The organism is Stenotrophomonas sp. CASM106 (assembly GCF_049384825.1).
GTDB lineage: Bacteria > Pseudomonadota > Gammaproteobacteria > Xanthomonadales > Xanthomonadaceae > Stenotrophomonas > Stenotrophomonas muris.
Genome location: NZ_JBMRFS010000006.1, coordinates 67,897 through 87,600 on the forward strand (window position 1 = coordinate 67,897; position 19,704 = coordinate 87,600).

Here is a 19,704-nt window from a genome sequence, read left to right on the forward strand (position 1 = left end):
ACGATCACAGCCGGGACGGGCGCCTTCGGGGGCCCGTCCTGCGTTGATGCGCGAGTTTCGGTCAAGGCAATATCCCTACCTCGCGCTAGGATGCGCCCATGACCCCGGCCATCAACCTGCTCAAGCGCGAGAAGATCGCCCACACCGTGCGCAGCTACGTGCACGACGCCCACGCCGAATCGTATGGCGGCGAAGCCGTCGACAAGCTCGGCCTCGACCCGGCCCAGGTGTTCAAGACCCTGCTGGCCAGCACGGAAGCACACGAACTGCTGGTGGCGATCGTGCCGGTCGCCGGTCAGCTTGACCTGAAGGCGCTGGCCGAAGCCGCCGGCTGCAAGAAGTGCGAGATGGCCGCCGCCGATGCCGCACAGCGCGCGACCGGCTACCTGGTCGGTGGCATCAGCCCGCTGGGGCAGAAGAAGCGCCTGCGCACGTTCCTGGACGCCAGTGCCGAAGCGCTGCCCGCGCTGCATGTCAGCGCCGGGCGCCGCGGCCTCGAGGTAGAACTGGCACCGGCCGACCTTCTGCGCCTCACCGCCGGCCACTACGCTGCCATCGGCAAGTCACGCTGATGCGCTGGCCGTGGTCTGCAGCGCCGGTACCCCGGCTCGACGATGCACAGGCCGACGTGCTGCTGCAGGACCTGCTGTCGCGCGATGCCACGCGCATCACCGATGCCGCACGCACGGTGGCACGGCTGTTCAGCACCGCGTCGTTGGACGCGTTGGTCGCACATGTGGATACGATCGAACGCAGCTGCGAGGGCATCGCCCTGGGCGGCATGCTGATCAGCAACCAGGCGCACCTGAAGGCGGCCCTGCAACGGCTGCGCTACTGGCAGGCGCGTGAGGGGTGCCTGTGCGCACTCTACCCTTCTTATGTGTTCTTCAACCCTGCACCGCTGCTGGAACAGGGCCACGTGCTGCTGCTCGGACGAGGCGAGGCCGAGGATGGCTGGGGTGAGTGCTACCGGGTGACGTGCACGTCCTGCACGCAGCCGTGGAGCGCCACCGAGCGCGAATACCACTACCCGTGGTGGGAGTGGAAGCGCCTCTGACAGTGATGCAGCCACGCACGGCGTGGCTCCGCTGCGGTACGTCCAGATCCATGCCATGCATGGATGACGCTCACTCCACGAATTCATACCGCATCGGCATGCGCACGAGGGTCAACGCCGGCACCGTACCCTTCGCATCGGCGCGGCTGAAACGCCAGCCCTGCAGCTCCTCCGCTGCAGCGTCATCCAGCAACGCATGACCGCTGGAGGTCTCCACGATCACGGCCGCAACGCTCCCCCGCGCATCGACCAACGCCTTCAGCATGCTGCGGCCGGACAGCCCCTGCCGCATGGCCTCCACCGGATAGCGCGGCGACACGCCGTGTGGAGGCAGCCAGGGAATACCTTCACCCGCGAACAGATCCCGGTTGCTGCGTGCCGTGCAGGGCGTCGGCAGGCGCAGCTGCAGGGATACCTGCACCTCATTCACGGTCACGTGCGCCGGCGCGGCGCAGGCATGCTGCACCAGCGCCTCCAGCATTCGTTGCTGCCGACGCAGCGCGTTGCCATTGGCCGCCGCCACTTCAATCACGCAGCGGCCGTCCTGCGGCTGCATCGACAGCGCGGTCACGCCTGCATCGCGCAGCCCGGGAAGGCGTGCCATGGGTTCGCAGGCCATCCCGGCAGAGGGCTTCGCGGCCAGTACCGGGGTGGCGGGCAGCGTGCCCGCCAGCAACATCAGGATCATCCTTGCCCAGACCGCCATGCCCTGCCCTCCTTGGGTTTGCCTGGCCCGATCATAGCGCGCGCCTGGGGTCGGATCCCGTCCTCAGGAAAAGGCTTCGACCGGGGGCTCGAATGATCGGGTCAGAGCCCTGCGATGCGGGGATCCGACCCCGGCCGCCAGTTGGCGTTGTTCTCCCAGAACTCCACCGAGCGCCGGTAGGCCTCCTTGTCCAATGGCACGCCGGAACCGCCCTCCTCCACGCCCAGCGCATTGCGCATCATGGTGATCGGCGCCATCGGCACTTCTTCCGGTTCGGCGGTGTAGATGCAGCCGACGATGCCCCAGTCGGCTTCGATCGGTGAGCCTTCCCTGGCCAGCTGCTCGGCGTTGTACAGGATCACCACCAGGTAGTTCGCGCGCGGCGACTCCACGCCCTCGAACCAGCGCACCAGTACCGGCAGTTCCTCGCGGTTGCGCGCTTCGTAGCCGCTGCGCAGCTGGTGGCGGTTGGCCTCGGTGACCGGCACCGTCAGGCAGCGCGTGCTGGTCCAGTTCTCGTAGACGAACAACTTGCAGAACGGGGCGTAGCCGTCGAGCACCTTCAGCGGCGCGTGCGCATTGAGGTGTGCCTCGAACTGCTCGGCAGTGCAGTCCTGGATGGTATTGCCGCGTGGCACGCGCGGGAACAGGCGGGGACGGGCGAAATCGGTGAGGACGATGGACATGGCGCGGCGTGATCTGGGAATCCGCTGCACAGGGTAACCGCTGGCAGCACCTACAACGCCATCCGCTCGCGCAGCTCGCGTGCCTGCCGCCGCGATACCTCCACCTCGCTGCCATCATCCAGCGTCAGGTCATAGCCGTCGCCGATGCTGGGCGACACCCCACGGATACGGCGCAGGTTGACCAGTGTGTTGCGGTTGGCGCGGAAGAACAACTCCGGCGGCAGGCGTGCTTCCAGCGCGCTCAGGCTGCGGGTCAGCAGGGCGTTCTGGTCGCGGAACCATAGCCGTGTGTAGTTGCCATCCACCACCAGCCGACGGATCTCCGAGACCGCGACGAACCAGCAGCGTTCACCCTCGCGCACGAACACCTGGTCGTGCGCGCCCAGCGTGCCGCGCGATTCCGGCACGTCGGCCGCAACCGCCTCGCACTGCCGCGCCCGCTCGAGCGCTTCCAGCAGCCGCGGCGCCTCCACCGGCTTCACCAGGTAGTCCAGCGCGTTGGCCTGGAACGCACGCACCGCATAGGTGTCGTAGGCGGTGACGAAGACCACGGCCGGCACCGTGTCCAGGCCGTCCAGCACGTCGAAACCACTGCCGGAGGGCATCTGCACATCCAGCAGCACCAGGTCCGGTGCCAGCGTGGTGATCGCCTCGCGTGCGGCGGGCACGTCGTCGGCCTCGCCCACGCACTGCACCCACGGCAGCGCCGACAGCAGCGTGCGCAGCTCCTGCCGGGCCAGCCGTGCGTCATCGACGATCAACACGCGCAGCATGCCAGTCATTGCGGAATCTCCAGCAGGGCCTGCATGCGGTCACCGGCCGGTTGCAGCACGAATCGGCCACACATGCCCAGCTGCGCACGCAGGTAGGCCAGGCCGACGCCATGGCCATGGGTGGGTTCGCTGCCGGTTGGAAGTGGATTGTCCACCTGCAACCGCAGCACGTCATTGTCCAGCGTGGCGCGGATCTGCACCTCGCCGCCGCCGGGTCGGCTGGCGATACCGTGCTTGATCGCGTTCTCCACCAGCAACTGCAACGCCATCGCCGGCAGCTGCGCCTGCGTGGCATCGGCATCAATCTGCTGCCGCACCTGCAGGCGCTGTTCGAAATGGACCGCCTCGATGGCCAGGTAATCATCGACCACCGCCAGTTCCTCGGCCAGCGTGACCTGCTCGCTGCGGTTGTGGGCGAGCGCCTGGCGCAGCGTGCGCGACAGGCGGGTGACCATGTCACGGGCCCGTTCCGGGTCTTCCAGGATCAGCGCACGCAGGTTGTTCAGCGCATTGAACATGAAATGCGGATTGAGCCGCGCACGCAGTGCGTCACGTTCCAGCGCACTGCGTTCGGCTTCGGCGCGCAGGCGTGCCAGCTCGCTGTGGCGTGCCCGCCGCAGGCCGTGCAGGCCCGCCCACAAACCGGTCCACACCAGCAGGAACAACGCGGTGTTCATCCAATACAGCAGCACCGAAGACCACTGGTAATCCGCATGGCCGCCAGGCAGCTGCACCCAACCCAGCGCCAGCGCCGGCAGCAGCAGCGCCGCCGTTACCGCCTGTGCGACGCTGGCCCCGAGCACCACGCCGGCAGCCAGTTTCAGCACCAGGCTGCCCAGGCTGCCCTCCCACCAGCGCTGGCGCAGTGCAACCGAACGCAATGCGCCGCTGCACAGCCAGAGTGAGACCGCGACGCTGACGGTGATCAGCACGATGCCACTGAACACGATGCCGCCACCGATCCGCATGCCGACCCACAGCCCGTACAGCGCATAGCCGGCCCATGCCAGTGCATTGAGCGTCCAGAAACGGCGGGAAGGCGTGGTGGCGTCCATGCGGGCTCTCGGCGGTGGCAGGAGGGCGGACAAGGGTCAGGGATGCGCGGCGAGGAAACGCTGCACCTGTTCCTGCAACCAGCGCGGATCATCCCACATCAGGAAGTGGAAACCCTGCGCGCTCATCGCGATCTGCACGCCCTGCAGTTTCGCGTACTGGGCCTGGAACACCGCACGCGTGCCGTCCTCGGTGCCGCCCAACGGCTGGTAGCCGGCCCAGCTGCCGAGCACCAGCGTCGGCGCGGTGATCGAAGCGATGCTGTCGCGCAGGTCGGTGGTCATCACCGCATGCATCGCATCGGCCGTGGTCCGGCGGTCGCTGGCTTCGCCCCAGCGGCCCAGCTCGGCCTGGCGCTGCGGATCGCGGGTCATGCCCGGCAGGCCCGCCTTCAACTGCGCCTGCCATTGCACGGCATCGGCGGCCAGCATGCCGCTGCGCAGACGGTCGGCCATCGGCCGCACGCTGTCAGCGGTGGCACTCGGGTCGCGCGCCGCCGGCAGGAACGGCAGGGCATCGACCACCACCAGTGCGCTGATCGCCTTCGGCTCGGCCTGCGCCATCTGCAGGCCCAGCACGCCACCGAGGCTGTGGCCGACCACCACCACCGGCCCCAGGTGCTGGTCATGCAGGTAGGCCAGCAGCTGCCCGCGCATCGCCGGCAGGAAGCCGGCCGGGCGCGGGTCGGCCGCTGCCGCGCCAGCAAAGCCCGGCAACTGCACCAGGTGGCACTGCACGTCCTTCAGGGCCAGGCAGGTCTCGCGCCAGGCCTCGGCGCTGCTGTTGAGGCCGGGGATCATCAGCAGCGGTCGCCCCATGCCGACCACCTCGACCTGTACCTTGCCAGCGGTCGAGCCGGTGGCGGCATGCGCGGAACCGGAGCCGAGCACGGCCATCGCCATGCCGATCATCGCCAGCCGGGCGAGGGCCTTCATCGCGTACCAGAGTGCCAGGAAGATCTTCATCGTCTGCTCCTTCATCAGGTGGGGGTGCCGGGATGGGAGCAGCGTGCGCCCGGCTACGGCAGCCAGGTTGCGATTCCGGAGCAACGGCCGCAGACCCGGGCAAACGGTCGCCGGCGGCGGACGGTGCCAGTCCATGCAGCCAACTAACATCCATCTTGATGAAGCGATATACTGACCCGCACCCGCCGCTGCCGCCCGTGCCATGACCGCCATCAGCTTCGAGTTCTATCCGCCCAAGACCGACGAACAGCGCAGCCAGCTGGACCGCGCCGCGGCCAGGCTGAAGGACTACGGCCCCGAGTACGTGTCCTGTACCTTCGGCGCCGGTGGCTCGACCCTGAGCTATACCTCCGAGACCGTGCGCCACCTCAACCAGCACCACGGCTTCGAGGCTGCACCGCACCTGTCCTGTGTCGGCGGCACCCGCCAGGAAATCCGCGAACTGCTCAAGCTGTACCGCGCCATCGGCTGCCATCGCCTGGTCGCGCTGCGTGGCGACCTGCCCTCCGGCATGGGCTTCCCCGGTGACATGCGCTACGCCGCCGAGCTGATCGACTTCATCCGCGCCGAACACGGCACCGCCTTCCGCATCGAAGTCGGTGCCTATCCGGAGACCCATCCACAGGCCTCCGATGCACTGGCCGACCTGAAGCACTTCAAGGCCAAGATCGATGCCGGCGCCGACGCGGCGATCACCCAGTATTTCTACAACCCGGATGCGTACTTCCACTTCGTCGATGCCGTGCGCCGGCTCGGCGTGCAGGTGCCGATCACGCCCGGCATCATGCCGATCGCCAACTTCAGCCAGCTGCGCCGCTTCTCCGAGCAATGCGGTGCGGAGATCCCGCGCTGGATCAGCCGCAAGATGCAGGCCTATGGCGATGACGCCGAATCGGTGCGGGCGTTCGGTACCGAAGTGGTGGCCAAACTATGCCAGCGCCTGATCGAGGGCGGCGCGCCGGGCCTGCACTTCTACACCTTGAACCTGGCCAAGCCGACCACGTCGGTGTTGAAGCTGCTGCACGGCTGAAAGCACGCCATGCCACCGCGATCGGCGCTACCCTGCGCCGATGAACCGGTTTTCCTTCCTGCTGTTACTGCTGTTGTTGTGTTCGGTATCGAGCATTGTCCATGCGCAGTCCCCGCGCTTGAACCGCTGCACCGATGCGCAGGGGCAGAGCGTGTATACCGACCGCCCCTGCGACAGCGTTGGCGCCCAGTCGCGATTGCCACCGCCCGCGCCCACCGGCAGCACCCTGCCACGCGACACCCTGGGTGCGCGCTGCCCACGACGCCTGAGCGAGCTGGTGGAGGCACTGCGCACCGGCATCGTCAGCAACGATGTGAACCGGCTGTCCTCGCTGTACCTGTGGGGTGCGGTCTCCGATGCCGGCGCGCAGCGCATCCTCGGCCAGTTGGAATCCTTGGCACGGCGGCCACTGGTGGACGTGGTGCCGGTGTATCCGCCACAGGGGCTGGCGTCCTCGCAGGAAGAGGGTCAGAGCCCTGCGGCGCAGGAATCCGACCCTGAGCCGCCAGCGCCACGGCATCCGGTCGGCCTGCGCCTGGAGCAGACGCTGCCCGGCAGCGCGTCGCGAGCGTCCACGGTGCTGGGATTGCGGCGGCAATACGGATGCTTCTGGATCACGCTGTGATCGGGAGGGGTCGGATCCCTTTCCAGCGGAAAGGGCTCCGACCCCGGATTGCCGCGATGGGGTCAGAGCCCTGCTGCGCAGGGATCTGACCCCGCATGCCGGCTCACGCCGGCCACAGCCCACGAATCGCAGCGATGCCCTGCCCGCCATGCCGACGCGCTTCGGCGATATGGCCGGCGGCCATGCCGCCCAACGCGTAGATCGGCAGCGATACCTGCGCGCGCAGCGCAGCGAAGGCCTCCCAGCCCAGCGGCACCGCCCCGGGATGGCTGGCCGTGGCCTGCACCGGGCCGAGCACCGCGAAGTCGCAGCCCAGCTGCTGCGCCGCCTGCAGCTGCTCCAGGTCGTGGCAGGACGCGGCGACCAGCTGTCCTTCCGGCAAGGGCCGCTCCTGCAGGGCCAGCAACTGCTCGCTGCCCAGGTGCACGCCCACGCCCAGTGTGCGGGCCAACGCGACATCGCGGTTGAGCAGCCACTGCACGCCGCGACGATGCGCGCGCACGGCCTGTTCGATCATCGCCTGCCGTTGCGGATGCTCCGGCGGCAGGCGCAGCTGGATGCGCTGCTGGCCCGCCGCCACTGCCTGCTGCAGCCGTTCATGCCAGTGCTGCACGCCGCCGGCATCTTCGGCCGGCGCCGGCGTGATGAGGTAGCGATCCGGTTGGCGCAGTGCGGCCACCACCGGCAGGTCGGCCGGCGGCATGGAATAGCGGCCCAGCTTGTCCTGCGCCACCCAGGTGATCGCCTGGCCCTCGCGCCCGCGCGGTGTGCCCTTCCAGCTGCGCACGTGGCGCACTTCCAGGGTCAGGTGCTTGTCCGGATAGCGCTGCGGCACATCCATCAGCCAGGGCCCGACATCGGCCTCGATGCCCAGCTCTTCGCGCAGTTCACGCACCAGCGCCTGTTCGGAGGTCTCGCCGGATTCGCGCTTGCCGCCGGGGAACTCCCACAGGCCAGCCATGTCGCGGTTCTCGGTACGGCGGTTGAGCAGCACGCGGCCACGGGCGTCGGTGATGACGGCGGCCACGACATGGATCGATCGGGTGGGAGAAACCATGGGGCCAGCATGCCCAGAACAGGGCGGCCAGCGCAATCACGAATCCGCGCCGGATCGCCCGCGCCAAAGCAGAAGGCCCCGCTTGCGCGGGGCCTTCCGGGGTCAGCTCAGCTGGCCGTGGCAGTGCTTGTACTTCTTGCCACTGCCGCACGGGCACGGATCATTGCGGCCGATCTTCGGCTCGTCGCGCTGCAGCGTGGCCACGCCCTGCTGGGCGGCTTCGACCTGCGCGGCTTCCTCGTCGGCGCTGTAACCGCCGGCATCCTGGTGCTGGAACTGCGACTGGCTCAGGCGCGCCTGCGCCTGCTGGCGCTCGGCCGCTTCCAGCGCCTGCACTTCCTCGTCGCTGCGGATGCGCACGCGGGCCAGCAGGGTCACCACTTCGCGCTTGACGTTCTCCAGCATGTCCGAGAACAGCTCGAAGGCTTCCTTCTTGTATTCCTGCTTCGGCTGCTTCTGCGCGTAACCACGCAGGTAGATGCCCTGGCGCAGGTAATCCATGCGCGCCAGGTGTTCCTTCCAGCTCTGGTCCAGCACGGTCAGCATCACGTGCTTCTCCAGCGCGCGCATGGTTTCTTCGCCCAGGCCGGCTTCCTTCTCGGCGAAGTGCTGGTTGACGCGCTCCTGGACCTTGGTGGCGATGGCCTCGGCGTCCAGCTCTTCGTGTTCCTTGACCAGGTCGGTCAGCGACATCTGCAGGCCGAAGTCCGACTCCAGGGTCGCTTCCAGGCCGCGCAGGTCCCACTGCTCGTCGATCGAGTTCGGCGGCACGAAGCGCGCCACGATGTCGAAGATCACGTCGTCGCGGATGCCATCGACATTCGCCTTCACAGACTCGGCATCCAGCAGCTCGTCGCGCTGGGCGTAGATCACCTTGCGCTGGTCGTTGTTGACGTCGTCGAAGTCCAGCAGGTTCTTGCGGATGTCGAAGTTGTGGGCCTCGACCTTGCGCTGCGCCTTTTCGATCTGGCGGCTGACCAGGCGGTCCTCGATGACGTCGTCTTCCTTCATGCCCATCATGCGCATGGCCTTCTGCACCCAGTCGGAGGCGAAGATGCGCATCAGGTTGTCTTCCAGCGACAGGTAGAAGCGGGACGAACCCGGGTCACCCTGGCGGCCCGAACGGCCGCGCAACTGGTTGTCGATACGACGCGATTCGTGGCGCTCGGTGCCGACGATGTGCAGGCCGCCCGCCGCCTTCACTGCCTCGTGGCGCTTCTGCCATTCGGCCTTGACCGCTGCCTTCTGCTCGTCGGTCGCGTCCTCGCCCAGGGCGTGGATCTCGGCTTCCAGCGAACCGCCCAGCACGATGTCGGTACCGCGGCCGGCCATGTTGGTGGCGATGGTCACTGCGCCCGGGCGGCCAGCGTTGGCGACGATGGTCGCTTCGCGGTCATGCTGCTTGGCGTTGAGCACTTCGTGCTTCACGCCGGCCTTGCTCAGGTGCTCGGACAGCATTTCCGAGGTTTCGATCGAGGTGGTACCCACCAGCACCGGCTGGCCGCGCTTGGCGCACTCTTCGATGTCGGCCAGCACCGCATTGAACTTGCCCTTGCGGTTGAGGAACACCTGGTCCGGACTGTCCTTGCGGATGGTCGGGCGGTTGGTCGGGATCACCACCACTTCCAGGCCGTAGATGCTCTGGAATTCAAACGCTTCAGTGTCGGCCGTACCGGTCATGCCGGACAGCTTCTTGTACATGCGGAACAGGTTCTGGAAGGTGATGCTGGCCAGCGTCTGGTTTTCGCGCTGGACCGGCACGCCTTCCTTCGCTTCCACCGCCTGGTGCAGGCCGTCGGACCAGCGGCGGCCGGCCAGGGTACGGCCGGTGAACTCATCGACGATGACCACTTCGCCGTCGCGCACGATGTAGTCCACGTCACGCTGGTAGATCGCGTGCGCGCGCAGGGCGGCGTTGAGGTGGTGGACCACGGTCAGGTTCTGCGCCGCGTACAGGCCTTCGGTCTCGCCGTCGAGGATGCCGGCTTCAACCAGCAGCTGCTCGGCGTGCTCCATGCCCGCTTCGGACAGGTGCACCTGCTTGCCCTTCTCGTCGACCCAGAAATCGCCTTCGCCGTCTTCCGCTTCCTGCTTGACCAGGTGCGGCACGACGCGGTTGACGCGGATGTACAGCTCCGGGGAATCATCGGCCGGACCGGAGATGATCAGCGGGGTACGCGCTTCGTCGATCAGGATGGAGTCGACTTCGTCGACGATGGCGTAGTGCAGGCCGCGCTGGTAACGGTCGGCCTTGGACAGCGCCATGTTGTCGCGCAGGTAGTCGAAGCCGAATTCGTTGTTGGTGCCGTAGGTGATGTCGGCCGCGTAGGCTTCGCGCTTGTCGCTGTGCGGCATGCCCGGGTACACCACGCCCACGCTCAGGCCCAGCCAGTTGTACAGCTTGCCCATCTGCGCGGCGTCGCGGCGAGCCAGGTAGTCGTTCACGGTGACCACGTGCACGCCCTTGCCTTCCAGCGCGTTGAGGTACACCGGCAGGGTCGCCACCAGGGTCTTGCCTTCACCGGTGCGCATTTCTGCGATCTTGCCCAGGTGAAGCACCATGCCGCCGATCAGCTGCACGTCGTAGTGGCGCATGCCCAGCACGCGGCGGCCGGCTTCGCGGCAGACCGCGAACGCTTCCGGCAGCACCTTGTCCAGGGCTTCACCGCCGGCGATGCGCTGCTTGAACTCCGGCGTCTTGGCCTGAAGCTGCTCGTCGGAAAGCTTCTCGATCTCCGGCTCCAGCGCATTGATCTTGGCGACGATGCGGTTGAGCTGGCGCAGCTGTCGTTCGTTACGACTGCCAAATACGCGGGTAAGCAGGCTGTTGATCATTGAAGGAACCGGGTTGGATGGACACGACGCCCGGCCTCCCCCTTGGGATCCGTCCGCCGCAAACGAAACAGGGCGCCTGGCGCCCTGTCGATGGCAACACCCATTGTAGCTTGGGACGGGCGGCTGAGGTTTCAAGCGCCAATCCGGTCGCAATCGCCCCGGATTCGGCAAAGAAACACGGATGCGGGGTCGGACCCCTTTCGCCATGGCGAAAGGGCTCTGACCCCAGCCCTCAACCGAATCGGGTCAGAGCCCTTCCGCGGCGCGGAAGGAATCCGACCCGGGCATCAGCCGCGGCTGACGCGGCCGACCGGCGTGTTGCCGCCGTCGCCGAGGAACTTGCGCGGGTTGACCACGTTGCCGTTCTCCCACACCTCGAAGTGCACGTGGGCACCGGTCGAACGGCCGGTGGAACCGGCCTTGGCCACTTCCTGGCCGGCGCGGACCAGGTCACCGGCCTTCACCACCAGGCGCGAATTGTGCGCGTAGCGGGTGACATAGCCGTTACCGTGGTCGACATCGACGACGTTGCCATAGCCGCCCTTCACACCAGCGAAGCTGACCACGCCTTCGGCCACGGCCATCACCGGGTCACCGACCTTGGCGTGGAAGTCCATGCCCTTGTGGGTGGCGGCGCCGCGGCCGAACGGGTCGGCACGGGTGCCGAAGCCGGAGGTCACGTAGCTGTTGCGGATCGGCATGCGCGACGGCACGGCGTTCTGCTGCAGCTGGTGGTCGAACATCAGCGATTCCATCACCGACAACTGGCGGCCTGAAGCAGCGAAGCGCTGCTCCAGCACCTGTAAGTCGGCGTTGACGTCCTTGACCGGAATGTCGCTGGTCGGGCCGCCGGCGTCGCCATCGCCGAGGCCGGGGGTCTCGTTGAAGTCGAATTCGCCATCTTCCAGCTTGCCCATCTGGGTCAGCCGTTCGCCGAGGGCGTTCAGGCGGGTGGCCTGCGCCTGCAGCTCGCCGAGGCGGGCGGCCAGCGCGTTGACCTGGGTCTGCGCATCGCGCTTGACCTTGGCCAGCTCCGCATCCTGGCGCTCGACCTTGGCCTGCAGGCGCGAATCATTCAGCGCACTGGCGCCAATGCCGCCGGCAAGGCCGATAATGCAGCCTACCCCGAGCACGCTGCCCAGCAGGGCGCGGGGGCGGTCCTCGAAATAGAACCGCAAACGCGTGATCGGCGACGCCTTGGCCTGTCCTTCACGCGTTTTGATTACGATCTTTTTGAATGCCATCAGTGAGTTTTCATGTCTGAGCCGAAATCCAGCGTTCGCCCCGCGTCAGTGCCGAAACCGGCGCTGGATGCGGTAATGGCGGACAAAAGCGGGAACCCGCTGCGTCGGGCCTTGTGGCTCGACGCGCTGGACCGGCAGTTGCGCCCCCAGTTGCCGCCACCTCTGCGCAGCCGCTGCCGGCTGGCCAATGTGGACGGGGAACACCTCGTTTTTCTCGTCGAGTCCCCGGTCTGGCATGCCAAGTTGCGGCTTGCCGAAGCCCAGTTGCTCGACGCGGCCCGTTCCATCGGGCTGAAGGCCACCAGGGTGACCATCAAGACTGCGTCCACCACTCCCTCACGCTCCCCAGCGATCGACAACCGGAATGGCCCCCACGCAGTTTCAGCCGCCACGCACAAAGGGCTACGCGACGCCTTGGCTTGCCTGCAGGACGTTCCCTCGAAGCCGAAGAAGCGGTCCTGATGGCAACGGAGCATCCGGCTCCGCTCCCCGTCGCGCGTGTCACCACGGCGTGAAACATTTCGGGGGCCGGGTCGCATCCTAGCGGCCAACCGGGGGCCTGTCGTTAGATTGAAGTTAAAACTTCGTTAAATTCAGGCTTCCGATCCAACAGGTTCACAAAACCGTGACCTTGAACCGGCCTTGACGCCTTTCAAGCACGCTGAATGCGTCGCAAGCGCCGGAAACAACGACGCCGCCCTGGAAGGCGGCGTTTTTATCTTGAAATTCAACGATCTATGGAATCAGGCGTAGGCCGGGGTGGCATATTCCACCGGATCCGGGCTGGTCGGCGAGTCGAAGCTGACCCATTCCCAGGCGCTGGCGTCGGCCATCAGGGCACGCACCAGCTTGTTGTTGAGCGCGTGGCCGGACTTGAAGCCCTCGTATGCGCCCAGCACCTGGCCACCGGCCAGGTAGAGGTCGCCAATGGCGTCAAGGATCTTGTGGCGCACGAACTCGTCGGCGTAGCGCAGGCCGTCTTCGTTGAGCACGCGGAACTCGTCCAGCACGATGGCGTTGTCCATCGAACCGCCCAGGCCCAGGTTGCGCTCGCGCATGTATTCCAGGTCGCGCATGAAACCGAAGGTGCGCGCGCGGGAGATTTCCTTGGTGTAGGCCAGCGTCGAGAACTCGATTTCCTGGCGCGACTGCTTGGCCGGGATCATCGGGTGGTCGAACTGGATGGTGAAGCCCAGCTTGTAGCCCTCGTACGGGGTGAAACGGGCCACCTTGTCGCCCTCGGTCACCTCCACGGTCTTGAGCACGCGGATGAAGCGCTTGGGCGCATCCTGTTCGATGATGCCCGCCGACTGCAGCAGGAACACGAACGGGCCGGCCGAACCGTCCATGATCGGCAGCTCGGCCGAGGACAGTTCGACGATGATGTTGTCCACACCCAGGCCGGCCAGCGCCGACATCAGGTGTTCGACGGTCTGGATCTTTGCGTCGTTGCAGGTCAGGCCGGTGCACAGGGTCACTTCGGTGACCAGTTCGGCCTTGGCCGGCACCTCCACCACCGGGTCCAGGTCCACGCGGCGGAACACGATGCCATGGTTGACCGGTGCCGGGCGCAGGGTCATGTAGACCTTGTCACCACTGTGCAGGCCAACGCCGGTGGCGCGGATCGTGTTCTTGAGGGTGCGTTGCTGGATCATGGGGGATGGACCGGAAGTGACACATTAGATTAACACGCGCACTCCCCTACCCCGGCTGAAACGCCAGTTGCAGCCACCGGCAGGATCCACCGGCACGCCGCTGGAAAGCGCGTGAAGCAGGGCGGCCGGGCCCATCCTGGCCCGGCGCCCGCGTTTTCAGGACATGGTGGCGCAACCCGGGGAGGACAACCCCGGGCCGCCCCGCTTAGTCCGCCTGGCGGCGCAGGAACGCCGGGATGTCCAGGTAATCGTTCGGCAGTTCCGCCGCCGCCGGGGCCGAAGCGGCCGGGGCCGAAGGGGCGGAGGCCGCTGCGGTATCGCTGCTGGCGCGACGCAGGCCCAGGCCCATGCCACCCACCGCCTTGGAGACGGCATCGCCGCCGTTGTCGAACTCGCCGAACTCCGGCTGGCCGGTGGTGGCGTTGCGGACCAGCTTGATCGGCGCACGCTCGCCCGGACGCTGGGTCTTGCTCGCCGAGACGCGGTTCAGGCCGGTGGCCACCACGGTCACGCGCACTTCGTCCTGCATGTCCGGATCGAGCACGGTGCCGACCACCACGGTGGCATCTTCGGAAGCGAAGCCATCGATGGTGCGGCCGATCTCGTCGAACTCGGCCATGGTGAAATCGGCGCCGGCGGTGATGTTGACCAAGATGCCGTTGGCACCAGCCAGGTTCACATCGTCCAGCAGCGGGTTCTGGATCGCCGATTCGGCAGCGGCCTGGGCGCGGTCATCGCCACGGGCGGTGCCGGTACCCATCATCGCCAGGCCCATTTCGGACATGACGGTGCGCACGTCGGCGAAGTCGACGTTGATCAGGCCCGGACGCACGATCAGGTCGGCGATGCCCTGCACGGCGCCCTGCAGCACGTCGTTGGCAGCGCGGAAGGCCTGGATCATGGTCGCGTTGCGACCCAGCACGGTGATCAGCTTCTCGTTCGGGATGGTGATCAGCGAGTCGCAGTGCTGGCTCAGTTCCTCGATGCCCTTCAACGCCACCTGCATGCGGCGACGGCCTTCGAACGGGAACGGCTTGGTGACCACGGCCACGGTCAGGATGCCCATTTCCTTGGCCAGCTGTGCCACCACCGGCGCAGCGCCGGTACCGGTGCCGCCGCCCATGCCGGCGGTGATGAACACCATGTCGGCGCCCTGCAGCGCGTCCATGATGCGCTCACGGTCTTCCAGCGCGGCCTGGCGGCCGACTTCCGGGTTCGCGCCTGCGCCCAGGCCCTTGGTCACGTTGGTACCCAGCTGCAGCTGCAGCTTGGCACCACAATTCTTGATGGCCTGCGAGTCGGTGTTGGCAGTGATGAATTCCACGCCATCCACCGCCGAGTTGACCATGTGCGCCACGGCATTGCCGCCGCCGCCGCCCACGCCAACCACCTTGATCACCGCATTGGGTGCCATCTTTTCGATCAGTTCAAAATGCGCCATGTCCGTGTCCTCGTTGTATCCGCTTTGGCTGGCATGGGCATTCGGGCGTCCTGCCGTCCTGCTGCATGCCGACGTTGCGGCTGTGTGGGTTGTGTGTAGCCGGTATTGCGTTGTGATGCGGGTACTGCGGGTGTTGCGCCCGGGCGAGGCCCGGGTTTTCGGGTTCCGCGTCAGAACTCGCCGCGGAACCAGGTCTTGAGTTTCTTGAACATGCTTCCGGCGCGCCCGGTGGGCAGCGACGGCCGCCGCGGGTGCTCGATCTGGCTGCCCATCAGCAGCAGGCCCACGCCGGTGGCGTGCACCGGGTTGCCGACCACTTCGCCCAGGCCGGTGACGTGCTGCGGGATGCCCACGCGCACCGGCATCTGCAGCATTTCCTCGGCCAGTTCGACCACGCCTTCCATCTTCGACGCGCCACCGGTCAGCACCATGCCGGCGCGCACCAGCTCCTCGAAGCCGGAGCGGCGCAGTTCGGCCTGCACCATCTCGAAGATTTCCTCGTAGCGGCCCTGCACGGCCTGCGCCAGCGAATGGCGCGGCATGCGGCGCGGCGGGCGGTCGCCCACCGACGGCACCTGGATGCTCTCCTCGGCCGTGGCCAGCTGGGCCAGGGCGCAGGCATAGCGCACCTTGATCTGCTCGGCTTCCGGGGTCGGCGTGCGCAGCATGTGCGCGATGTCGTTGGTCACGTGGTCGCCGGCGATCGGCAGCGAGGCGGTGTGGCAGATCGCGCCCTGCACGAACACCGCGATGTCGGTGGTGCCGGCGCCCATGTCGACCAGCACCACGCCCAGCTCGCGCTCGTCGGCGGTCAGCACTGCCACGCTGGAGGCCAGCGAGGACAGCACCAGGTCGTCCACCTGCAGGCCGCAGCGCTGCACGCACTTGCTGATGTTGGCCGCCGCCGACTGCGCGCACACCACCAGGTGCGCATGCACTTCCAGGCGCACGCCGGTCATGCCGACCGGGTTGCGGATGCCTTCCTGCGAATCGTCCAGCACGTACTCGCGCGGGATCGCGTGGAGGATCTTCTGGTCGGCCGGGATCGCCACCGCCTTGGCCGCGTCGAGCACGCGATCCAGGTCGCCCCAGGTCACTTCACCGTCGCGGATCGGCACGATGCCCGGCGAGTTCTTGCACTGCACGTGGTTGCCGGAGATCGAGGCGTACACCGAACGGATCTCGCAGCCGGCCATCAGCTCGGCTTCTTCCACCGCGCGCTGGATCGACTGCACGGTCGATTCGATGTCCACCACCACGCCGCGCTTCAGCCCGCGCGATTCGTGCGAGCCGATGCCGATCACTTCGATCGGGTTGCCCGGCGAATACTCGCCCACCAGCGCCACCACCTTGGAGGTGCCGATGTCCAGGCCAACGATCAGCGATTTGTCACCCTTGCGATTCATGTCCTTTCCTGCGTGCTTCTGGCCGGGGTCGCCGGCGTTTTCGCCGGCGTGGCCGGGGTACCCCAGCTCAGCGTGAAACCATTGGTGTAACGGAGGTCGGCGCGCTCGATCGGCGCGTCCTGACGGTTGAGCTGCGGCAGTACCTTGACGAAGCGCTGCATGCGCGAGCGCGCGTCGTCGCGGCCGACCACCACTTCGGTGCCGTTGCTCAGCACCAGCGACCAGCTGCCGCGTGCGTCCATCGTCACCCGGCGCACATCGACGCCGGCCGGTGCGAACAATGCACGCGAGTCGCTGTACAGCTTCATCACTTCCGCGGTCTGGCTGTCCGGGCCATCCAGCTCCGGCAGCGCCAGGTCGGACAGCTTCTTCGGCGTGGGGAACAGCTTGCCCTGCTCGGACACCAGGCGGTCGGTACCCCAGCGGGCGAACGGCTTGTGCTCGACCAGGGTCACTTCCAGCACGTCCGGCCACTGCTTGCGGACCTGCGCGCTTTCCACCCACGGCAGCTTCTCCAGGGCGTCCTGCGCGTCCTGCAGCTTGACCGCGAAGAAACCGGCGCGCGCATACGGCAGCAGCACCTGCTGCAGCTGTTCGGCCGGCACCCGCTTGAACTCACCATGCACGCGCAGCTTCGCCAGTGGCCAGCGCTCGGCGCCGACCCAGCCATTGACCACGGCCACCACCGGCAGTGCAACCACCGACAGCGCCAACAGCCAGACGAAGATGCGCAGCACCGCGTTCATGCGTGCGAGGCCTCCAGGGTCTGTTCCAGCACGCGCCACACCAGTTCCTCGAAACCGATGCCGGCCTGGCGGGCCGCCTTGGGCACCAGCGAATGGCTGGTCATGCCCGGCGCGGTGTTCACTTCCAGCAGGAAGAAACGGCCGCTGTCGCGATCGCGCATCACGTCCACGCGGCCCCAGCCACGGCACCCGGCGGCACGGAACGCGGCCAGCGCGATGCGCCGGATGTCCTCTTCGTCGCCACCGTCCAGGCCCGGGCACAGGTACTGGGTGTCCTCGGCGATGTACTTGGCGTTGTAGTCGTACCACTGGCCCTTGGGCACGATGCGGATCGACGGCAGTGCGACGTCGCCAAGGATGGCCACGGTCAATTCGTCGCCGACCACCATCTGCTCCATCAGCAGCTGGCCGTCGTAGCGCGCAGCCAGGGCCACCGCTTCATCCAGCCCGGCGTCATCGGTGACCCGGCTGATGCCCACGCTGGAGCCTTCGTTGGCCGGCTTCACCACCACCGGCAGGCCGAGTTCGGCGGCATTGGCGTGCACGTCCTCGGCAGTGACCTTGCGGTACTGCGGGGTCGGCAGGCCCAGCGACAGCCACACCTGCTTGGTGCGGATCTTGTCCATGCTCAGCGCCGAACCCAGGACGTTCGAGCCGGTGTACGGCACGCCGAAGGCGTCCATCAGGCCCTGCACGATGCCGTCCTCACCGCCACCGTTGTGGCCGTGCAGGATGTTGAAGACGCGATCGATGCCACCGGCGGCGAGCGCGCTGGCGAGCGCCGGAATGCCGTCCACCGCGAACGCATCGACGCCACGCGACTGCAGGGCTTCGAGCACGTTGCGGCCCGAATCCAGCGACACCTCGCGTTCGCTGGAACTGCCGCCCAGCAGCACGGCGACGCGGCCGAACTCGGCCGGGTCGGTCACGCGCAGCGGCGGGAAGGTCAGCGTGCTCACGCCTGGCCCTCCCCCTTGAAACCTTCCACCGCGATATGGGTGGCCACGGCACCGATGTCGCCGGCGCCCATCATCAGCAGCAGGTCACCGTCCTGCAGCACGTCCGGCAGCACGCTGGCCAGCTCGGCGGCCTTGCCCACCACCACCGGCTCACTGCGGCCACGCGCACGGATGGCACGGGCCAGCGCGTGCGAGTCGGCGCCGGCAATCGGTTCTTCACCGGCCGGGTAGACCTCGCTCAGCACCAGCGCGTCAACGCTCGACAGCACGGCGGCGAACTTGTCGAACTGGTCGCGGGTACGGCTGTAGCGGTGCGGCTGGAAGGCCACCACCAGGCGCTTGTCGGCCCAGCCACCACGAGCGGCGGCGAACACCGCCTCCAGCTCGCTCGGGTGGTGGCCATAGTCGTCGATGATGCGGACCTTGGCGCCACTGGCGGTGGTCACCTCGCCCAGATCGTTGAAGCGACGGCCGACACCGGCGAAGCCCTCCAGCGCGCGTGCGATCGCGTCCGGTGCCACGCCCAGCTGCCAGCCCACCGCAGCGGCGGCCAGCGCGTTGAGCACGTTGTGCCTGCCCGGCAGCGCCAGCACCACTTCCTGGCTGGTGCCCTGCGGCAGGCGCAGGGTGAAGCGCATGCGCGACCCTTCCTGCACCACGTTCTCGGCGCGCACGTCGGCCTGCGGGCTCATGCCGTAGCTCATCACGTGGCGCGGGGTCCTGGCGGCCAGCGCGGCGACTTCCGGATCATCGATGCACAGTACCGCCAGGCCGTAGAACGGCAGGCGCTGCAGGAACTCGGCAAACGCCGCCTGCACGCGGGCGAAATCGTTGCCGTAGTTTTCCAGGTGGTCGGCATCGATGTTCGTGATGATCGACATCAGCGGGTTCAGGCGCAGGAAGCTGCCATCGCTTTCATCGGCCTCGGCCACCAGCCACTGCCCGCCACCCAGCTTGGCGTTGGCACCAGCGGCCAGCAGCTGGCCACCGATCACGAACGTCGGGTCCAGGCCACCTTCGCTCAGCACCGCAGCAGTCAGGCTGGTGGTGGTGGTCTTGCCATGGGTACCGGCCACGGCGATGCCGCGGCGGAAACGCATCAGCTCGGCCAGCATCGCCGCACGCGGCATGATCGGAATGCGCTGGCTGCGTGCTTCCATCAGTTCCGGGTTGTCTTCGCGGATGGCACTGGAGACCACCACGCAGTCGGTGCCCAGCACGTTGGCCGCGGAGTGGCCGCGCATGATGCGCGCCCCCAGGCTGGCCAGGCGGCGGGTCGCCACGTTGTCGGCGTTGTCCGAGCCGGACACTTCATAGCCCAGCGTCAGCATCACTTCGGCGATACCGCTCATGCCGGTGCCGCCGATGCCGACGAAATGCACGCGCGGGAACGCGCGCACCAGGTCGTTGGTGTCGTGCAGGCGACGGATCATGCGCGGCCTCGCGCAGGGCAGGCGCGGTGGCAT

General features: G+C 67.4%; 18 protein-coding genes and 1 pseudogene. 5 read left to right on the plus strand and 14 right to left on the minus strand.

Going from position 1 to position 19,704, the window contains the following annotated elements; genetic code table 11:
- Positions 1-98 precede the first annotated feature (98 nt).
- Together ybaK and VG556_RS15270 are read left to right on the plus strand one after the other, a co-directional pair.
- On the plus strand, positions 99-572 hold the full coding sequence (gene ybaK, locus VG556_RS15265) for a Cys-tRNA(Pro) deacylase (protein WP_014645957.1): 474 nt from the start codon (positions 99-101) through the stop codon (positions 570-572).
- Positions 572-1,057, plus strand: a complete 486-nt coding sequence (locus VG556_RS15270; protein WP_100449348.1) for a hypothetical protein — start codon at positions 572-574, stop codon at positions 1,055-1,057. The genes ybaK and VG556_RS15270 overlap by 1 nt, the downstream gene beginning before the upstream one ends.
- 70 nt (positions 1,058-1,127) lie before the next feature.
- Here the strand turns inward: VG556_RS15270 and VG556_RS15275 are convergent, their stop codons facing one another.
- The 5 genes from VG556_RS15275 to VG556_RS15295 form a co-directional block, all read right to left on the minus strand.
- Positions 1,128-1,763, minus strand: coding sequence for an energy transducer TonB (locus VG556_RS15275; RefSeq protein WP_100449347.1), 636 nt, complete (start codon positions 1,761-1,763; stop codon positions 1,128-1,130).
- A 101-nt stretch (positions 1,764-1,864) separates the two neighbouring features.
- On the minus strand, positions 1,865-2,449 hold the full coding sequence (locus VG556_RS15280; RefSeq protein ID WP_014645954.1) for a DUF3228 family protein: 585 nt from the start codon (positions 2,447-2,449) through the stop codon (positions 1,865-1,867).
- A gap of 50 nt (positions 2,450-2,499) precedes the next feature.
- Positions 2,500-3,231 (minus strand): LytR/AlgR family response regulator transcription factor, encoded by a 732-nt coding sequence (locus VG556_RS15285; RefSeq protein WP_100449346.1) that lies wholly within the window; start codon positions 3,229-3,231, stop codon positions 2,500-2,502.
- Positions 3,228-4,277 carry a sensor histidine kinase gene (locus VG556_RS15290; RefSeq protein WP_100449345.1) on the minus strand — a complete coding sequence of 350 codons (1,050 nt, stop codon included), beginning with the start codon at positions 4,275-4,277 and terminating at the stop codon, positions 3,228-3,230. Before VG556_RS15290 ends, VG556_RS15285 begins: the two co-directional genes overlap by 4 nt.
- Before the next feature lie 36 nt (positions 4,278-4,313).
- A complete protein-coding gene (locus VG556_RS15295) occupies positions 4,314-5,240 on the minus strand; it encodes an alpha/beta fold hydrolase (RefSeq protein WP_100449344.1) in 927 nt (308 codons plus the stop codon).
- Positions 5,241-5,442: 202 nt separating this feature from the next.
- Between VG556_RS15295 and metF the strand changes: the two genes are divergently transcribed.
- The gene (gene metF / locus VG556_RS15300; RefSeq protein ID WP_032956691.1) at positions 5,443-6,270 is read left to right on the plus strand and encodes a methylenetetrahydrofolate reductase [NAD(P)H]; all 828 of its coding nucleotides are present in this window, start codon (positions 5,443-5,445) and stop codon (positions 6,268-6,270) included.
- 40 nt (positions 6,271-6,310) lie between these two features.
- Positions 6,311-6,895 carry a DUF4124 domain-containing protein gene (locus VG556_RS15305; RefSeq protein ID WP_100449343.1) on the plus strand — a complete coding sequence of 195 codons (585 nt, stop codon included), beginning with the start codon at positions 6,311-6,313 and terminating at the stop codon, positions 6,893-6,895.
- 103 nt (positions 6,896-6,998) lie between these two features.
- Here the strand turns inward: VG556_RS15305 and VG556_RS15310 are convergent, their stop codons facing one another.
- From VG556_RS15310 to VG556_RS15320, 3 genes are all read right to left on the minus strand, one after another.
- Positions 6,999-7,952, minus strand: coding sequence for a Nudix family hydrolase (locus VG556_RS15310; RefSeq protein ID WP_049406070.1), 954 nt, complete (start codon positions 7,950-7,952; stop codon positions 6,999-7,001).
- A 102-nt stretch (positions 7,953-8,054) separates the two neighbouring features.
- Positions 8,055-10,787 (minus strand): preprotein translocase subunit SecA, encoded by a 2,733-nt coding sequence (gene secA, locus VG556_RS15315; RefSeq protein WP_014645947.1) that lies wholly within the window; start codon positions 10,785-10,787, stop codon positions 8,055-8,057.
- Positions 10,788-11,074: 287 nt separating this feature from the next.
- Positions 11,075-12,031: a M23 family metallopeptidase gene (locus VG556_RS15320; protein WP_014645946.1), complete on the minus strand. Its 957-nt coding sequence runs from the start codon at positions 12,029-12,031 to the stop codon at positions 11,075-11,077.
- Between the two features lie 12 nt (positions 12,032-12,043).
- Between VG556_RS15320 and VG556_RS15325 the strand changes: the two genes are divergently transcribed.
- Complete coding sequence (locus VG556_RS15325) at positions 12,044-12,493, plus strand: DUF721 domain-containing protein (RefSeq protein WP_032956682.1); 450 nt, start codon at positions 12,044-12,046, stop codon at positions 12,491-12,493.
- A 281-nt stretch (positions 12,494-12,774) separates the two neighbouring features.
- Here VG556_RS15325 and lpxC read toward each other — a convergent pair whose 3' ends face one another.
- From lpxC to murC, 6 genes and pseudogenes are all read right to left on the minus strand, one after another.
- Positions 12,775-13,686: a UDP-3-O-acyl-N-acetylglucosamine deacetylase gene (gene lpxC / locus VG556_RS15330; RefSeq protein ID WP_014645945.1), complete on the minus strand. Its 912-nt coding sequence runs from the start codon at positions 13,684-13,686 to the stop codon at positions 12,775-12,777.
- Between the two features lie 205 nt (positions 13,687-13,891).
- The gene (gene ftsZ / locus VG556_RS15335; RefSeq protein WP_005415297.1) at positions 13,892-15,127 is read right to left on the minus strand and encodes a cell division protein FtsZ; all 1,236 of its coding nucleotides are present in this window, start codon (positions 15,125-15,127) and stop codon (positions 13,892-13,894) included.
- A gap of 170 nt (positions 15,128-15,297) precedes the next feature.
- Complete coding sequence (gene ftsA / locus VG556_RS15340) at positions 15,298-16,533, minus strand: cell division protein FtsA (protein ID WP_005408083.1); 1,236 nt, start codon at positions 16,531-16,533, stop codon at positions 15,298-15,300.
- Between the two features lie 68 nt (positions 16,534-16,601).
- Positions 16,602-17,279, minus strand: a pseudogene (locus VG556_RS15345) (cell division protein FtsQ/DivIB); the annotation flags it as partial.
- Positions 17,276-18,238, minus strand: a complete 963-nt coding sequence (locus VG556_RS15350) for a D-alanine--D-alanine ligase (RefSeq protein WP_014645943.1) — start codon at positions 18,236-18,238, stop codon at positions 17,276-17,278. The pseudogene VG556_RS15345 and the gene VG556_RS15350, both read right to left, overlap by 4 nt.
- A complete protein-coding gene (murC, locus tag VG556_RS15355; RefSeq protein ID WP_014645942.1) occupies positions 18,235-19,671 on the minus strand; it encodes a UDP-N-acetylmuramate--L-alanine ligase in 1,437 nt (478 codons plus the stop codon). The genes VG556_RS15350 and murC overlap by 4 nt, the downstream gene beginning before the upstream one ends.
- Between the last annotated feature and the right edge of the window lie 33 nt (positions 19,672-19,704).

What these genes read in the sequence shown, in the direction of transcription:
- ftsA (WP_005408083.1), bottom strand. Translation starts at nt 16,533, where the DNA reads ATGAATCGCAAGGGTGACAAATCGCTGATCGTTGGCCTGGACATCGGC.
- metF (WP_032956691.1), top strand. Translation starts at nt 5,443, where the DNA reads ATGACCGCCATCAGCTTCGAGTTCTATCCGCCCAAGACCGACGAACAG.
- VG556_RS15320 (WP_014645946.1), bottom strand. Translation starts at nt 12,031, where the DNA reads ATGGCATTCAAAAAGATCGTAATCAAAACGCGTGAAGGACAGGCCAAG.
- VG556_RS15270 (WP_100449348.1), top strand. Translation starts at nt 572, where the DNA reads ATGCGCTGGCCGTGGTCTGCAGCGCCGGTACCCCGGCTCGACGATGCA.
- VG556_RS15275 (WP_100449347.1), bottom strand. Translation starts at nt 1,763, where the DNA reads ATGGCGGTCTGGGCAAGGATGATCCTGATGTTGCTGGCGGGCACGCTG.
- VG556_RS15305 (WP_100449343.1), top strand. Translation starts at nt 6,311, where the DNA reads ATGAACCGGTTTTCCTTCCTGCTGTTACTGCTGTTGTTGTGTTCGGTA.
- ybaK (WP_014645957.1), top strand. Translation starts at nt 99, where the DNA reads ATGACCCCGGCCATCAACCTGCTCAAGCGCGAGAAGATCGCCCACACC.
- secA (WP_014645947.1), bottom strand. Translation starts at nt 10,787, where the DNA reads ATGATCAACAGCCTGCTTACCCGCGTATTTGGCAGTCGTAACGAACGA.
- VG556_RS15290 (WP_100449345.1), bottom strand. Translation starts at nt 4,277, where the DNA reads ATGGACGCCACCACGCCTTCCCGCCGTTTCTGGACGCTCAATGCACTG.
- VG556_RS15310 (WP_049406070.1), bottom strand. Translation starts at nt 7,952, where the DNA reads ATGGTTTCTCCCACCCGATCGATCCATGTCGTGGCCGCCGTCATCACC.
- ftsZ (WP_005415297.1), bottom strand. Translation starts at nt 15,127, where the DNA reads ATGGCGCATTTTGAACTGATCGAAAAGATGGCACCCAATGCGGTGATC.
- VG556_RS15325 (WP_032956682.1), top strand. Translation starts at nt 12,044, where the DNA reads ATGTCTGAGCCGAAATCCAGCGTTCGCCCCGCGTCAGTGCCGAAACCG.
- VG556_RS15285 (WP_100449346.1), bottom strand. Translation starts at nt 3,231, where the DNA reads ATGACTGGCATGCTGCGCGTGTTGATCGTCGATGACGCACGGCTGGCC.
- lpxC (WP_014645945.1), bottom strand. Translation starts at nt 13,686, where the DNA reads ATGATCCAGCAACGCACCCTCAAGAACACGATCCGCGCCACCGGCGTT.
- VG556_RS15295 (WP_100449344.1), bottom strand. Translation starts at nt 5,240, where the DNA reads ATGAAGATCTTCCTGGCACTCTGGTACGCGATGAAGGCCCTCGCCCGG.
- VG556_RS15280 (WP_014645954.1), bottom strand. Translation starts at nt 2,449, where the DNA reads ATGTCCATCGTCCTCACCGATTTCGCCCGTCCCCGCCTGTTCCCGCGC.
- murC (WP_014645942.1), bottom strand. Translation starts at nt 19,671, where the DNA reads ATGATCCGTCGCCTGCACGACACCAACGACCTGGTGCGCGCGTTCCCG.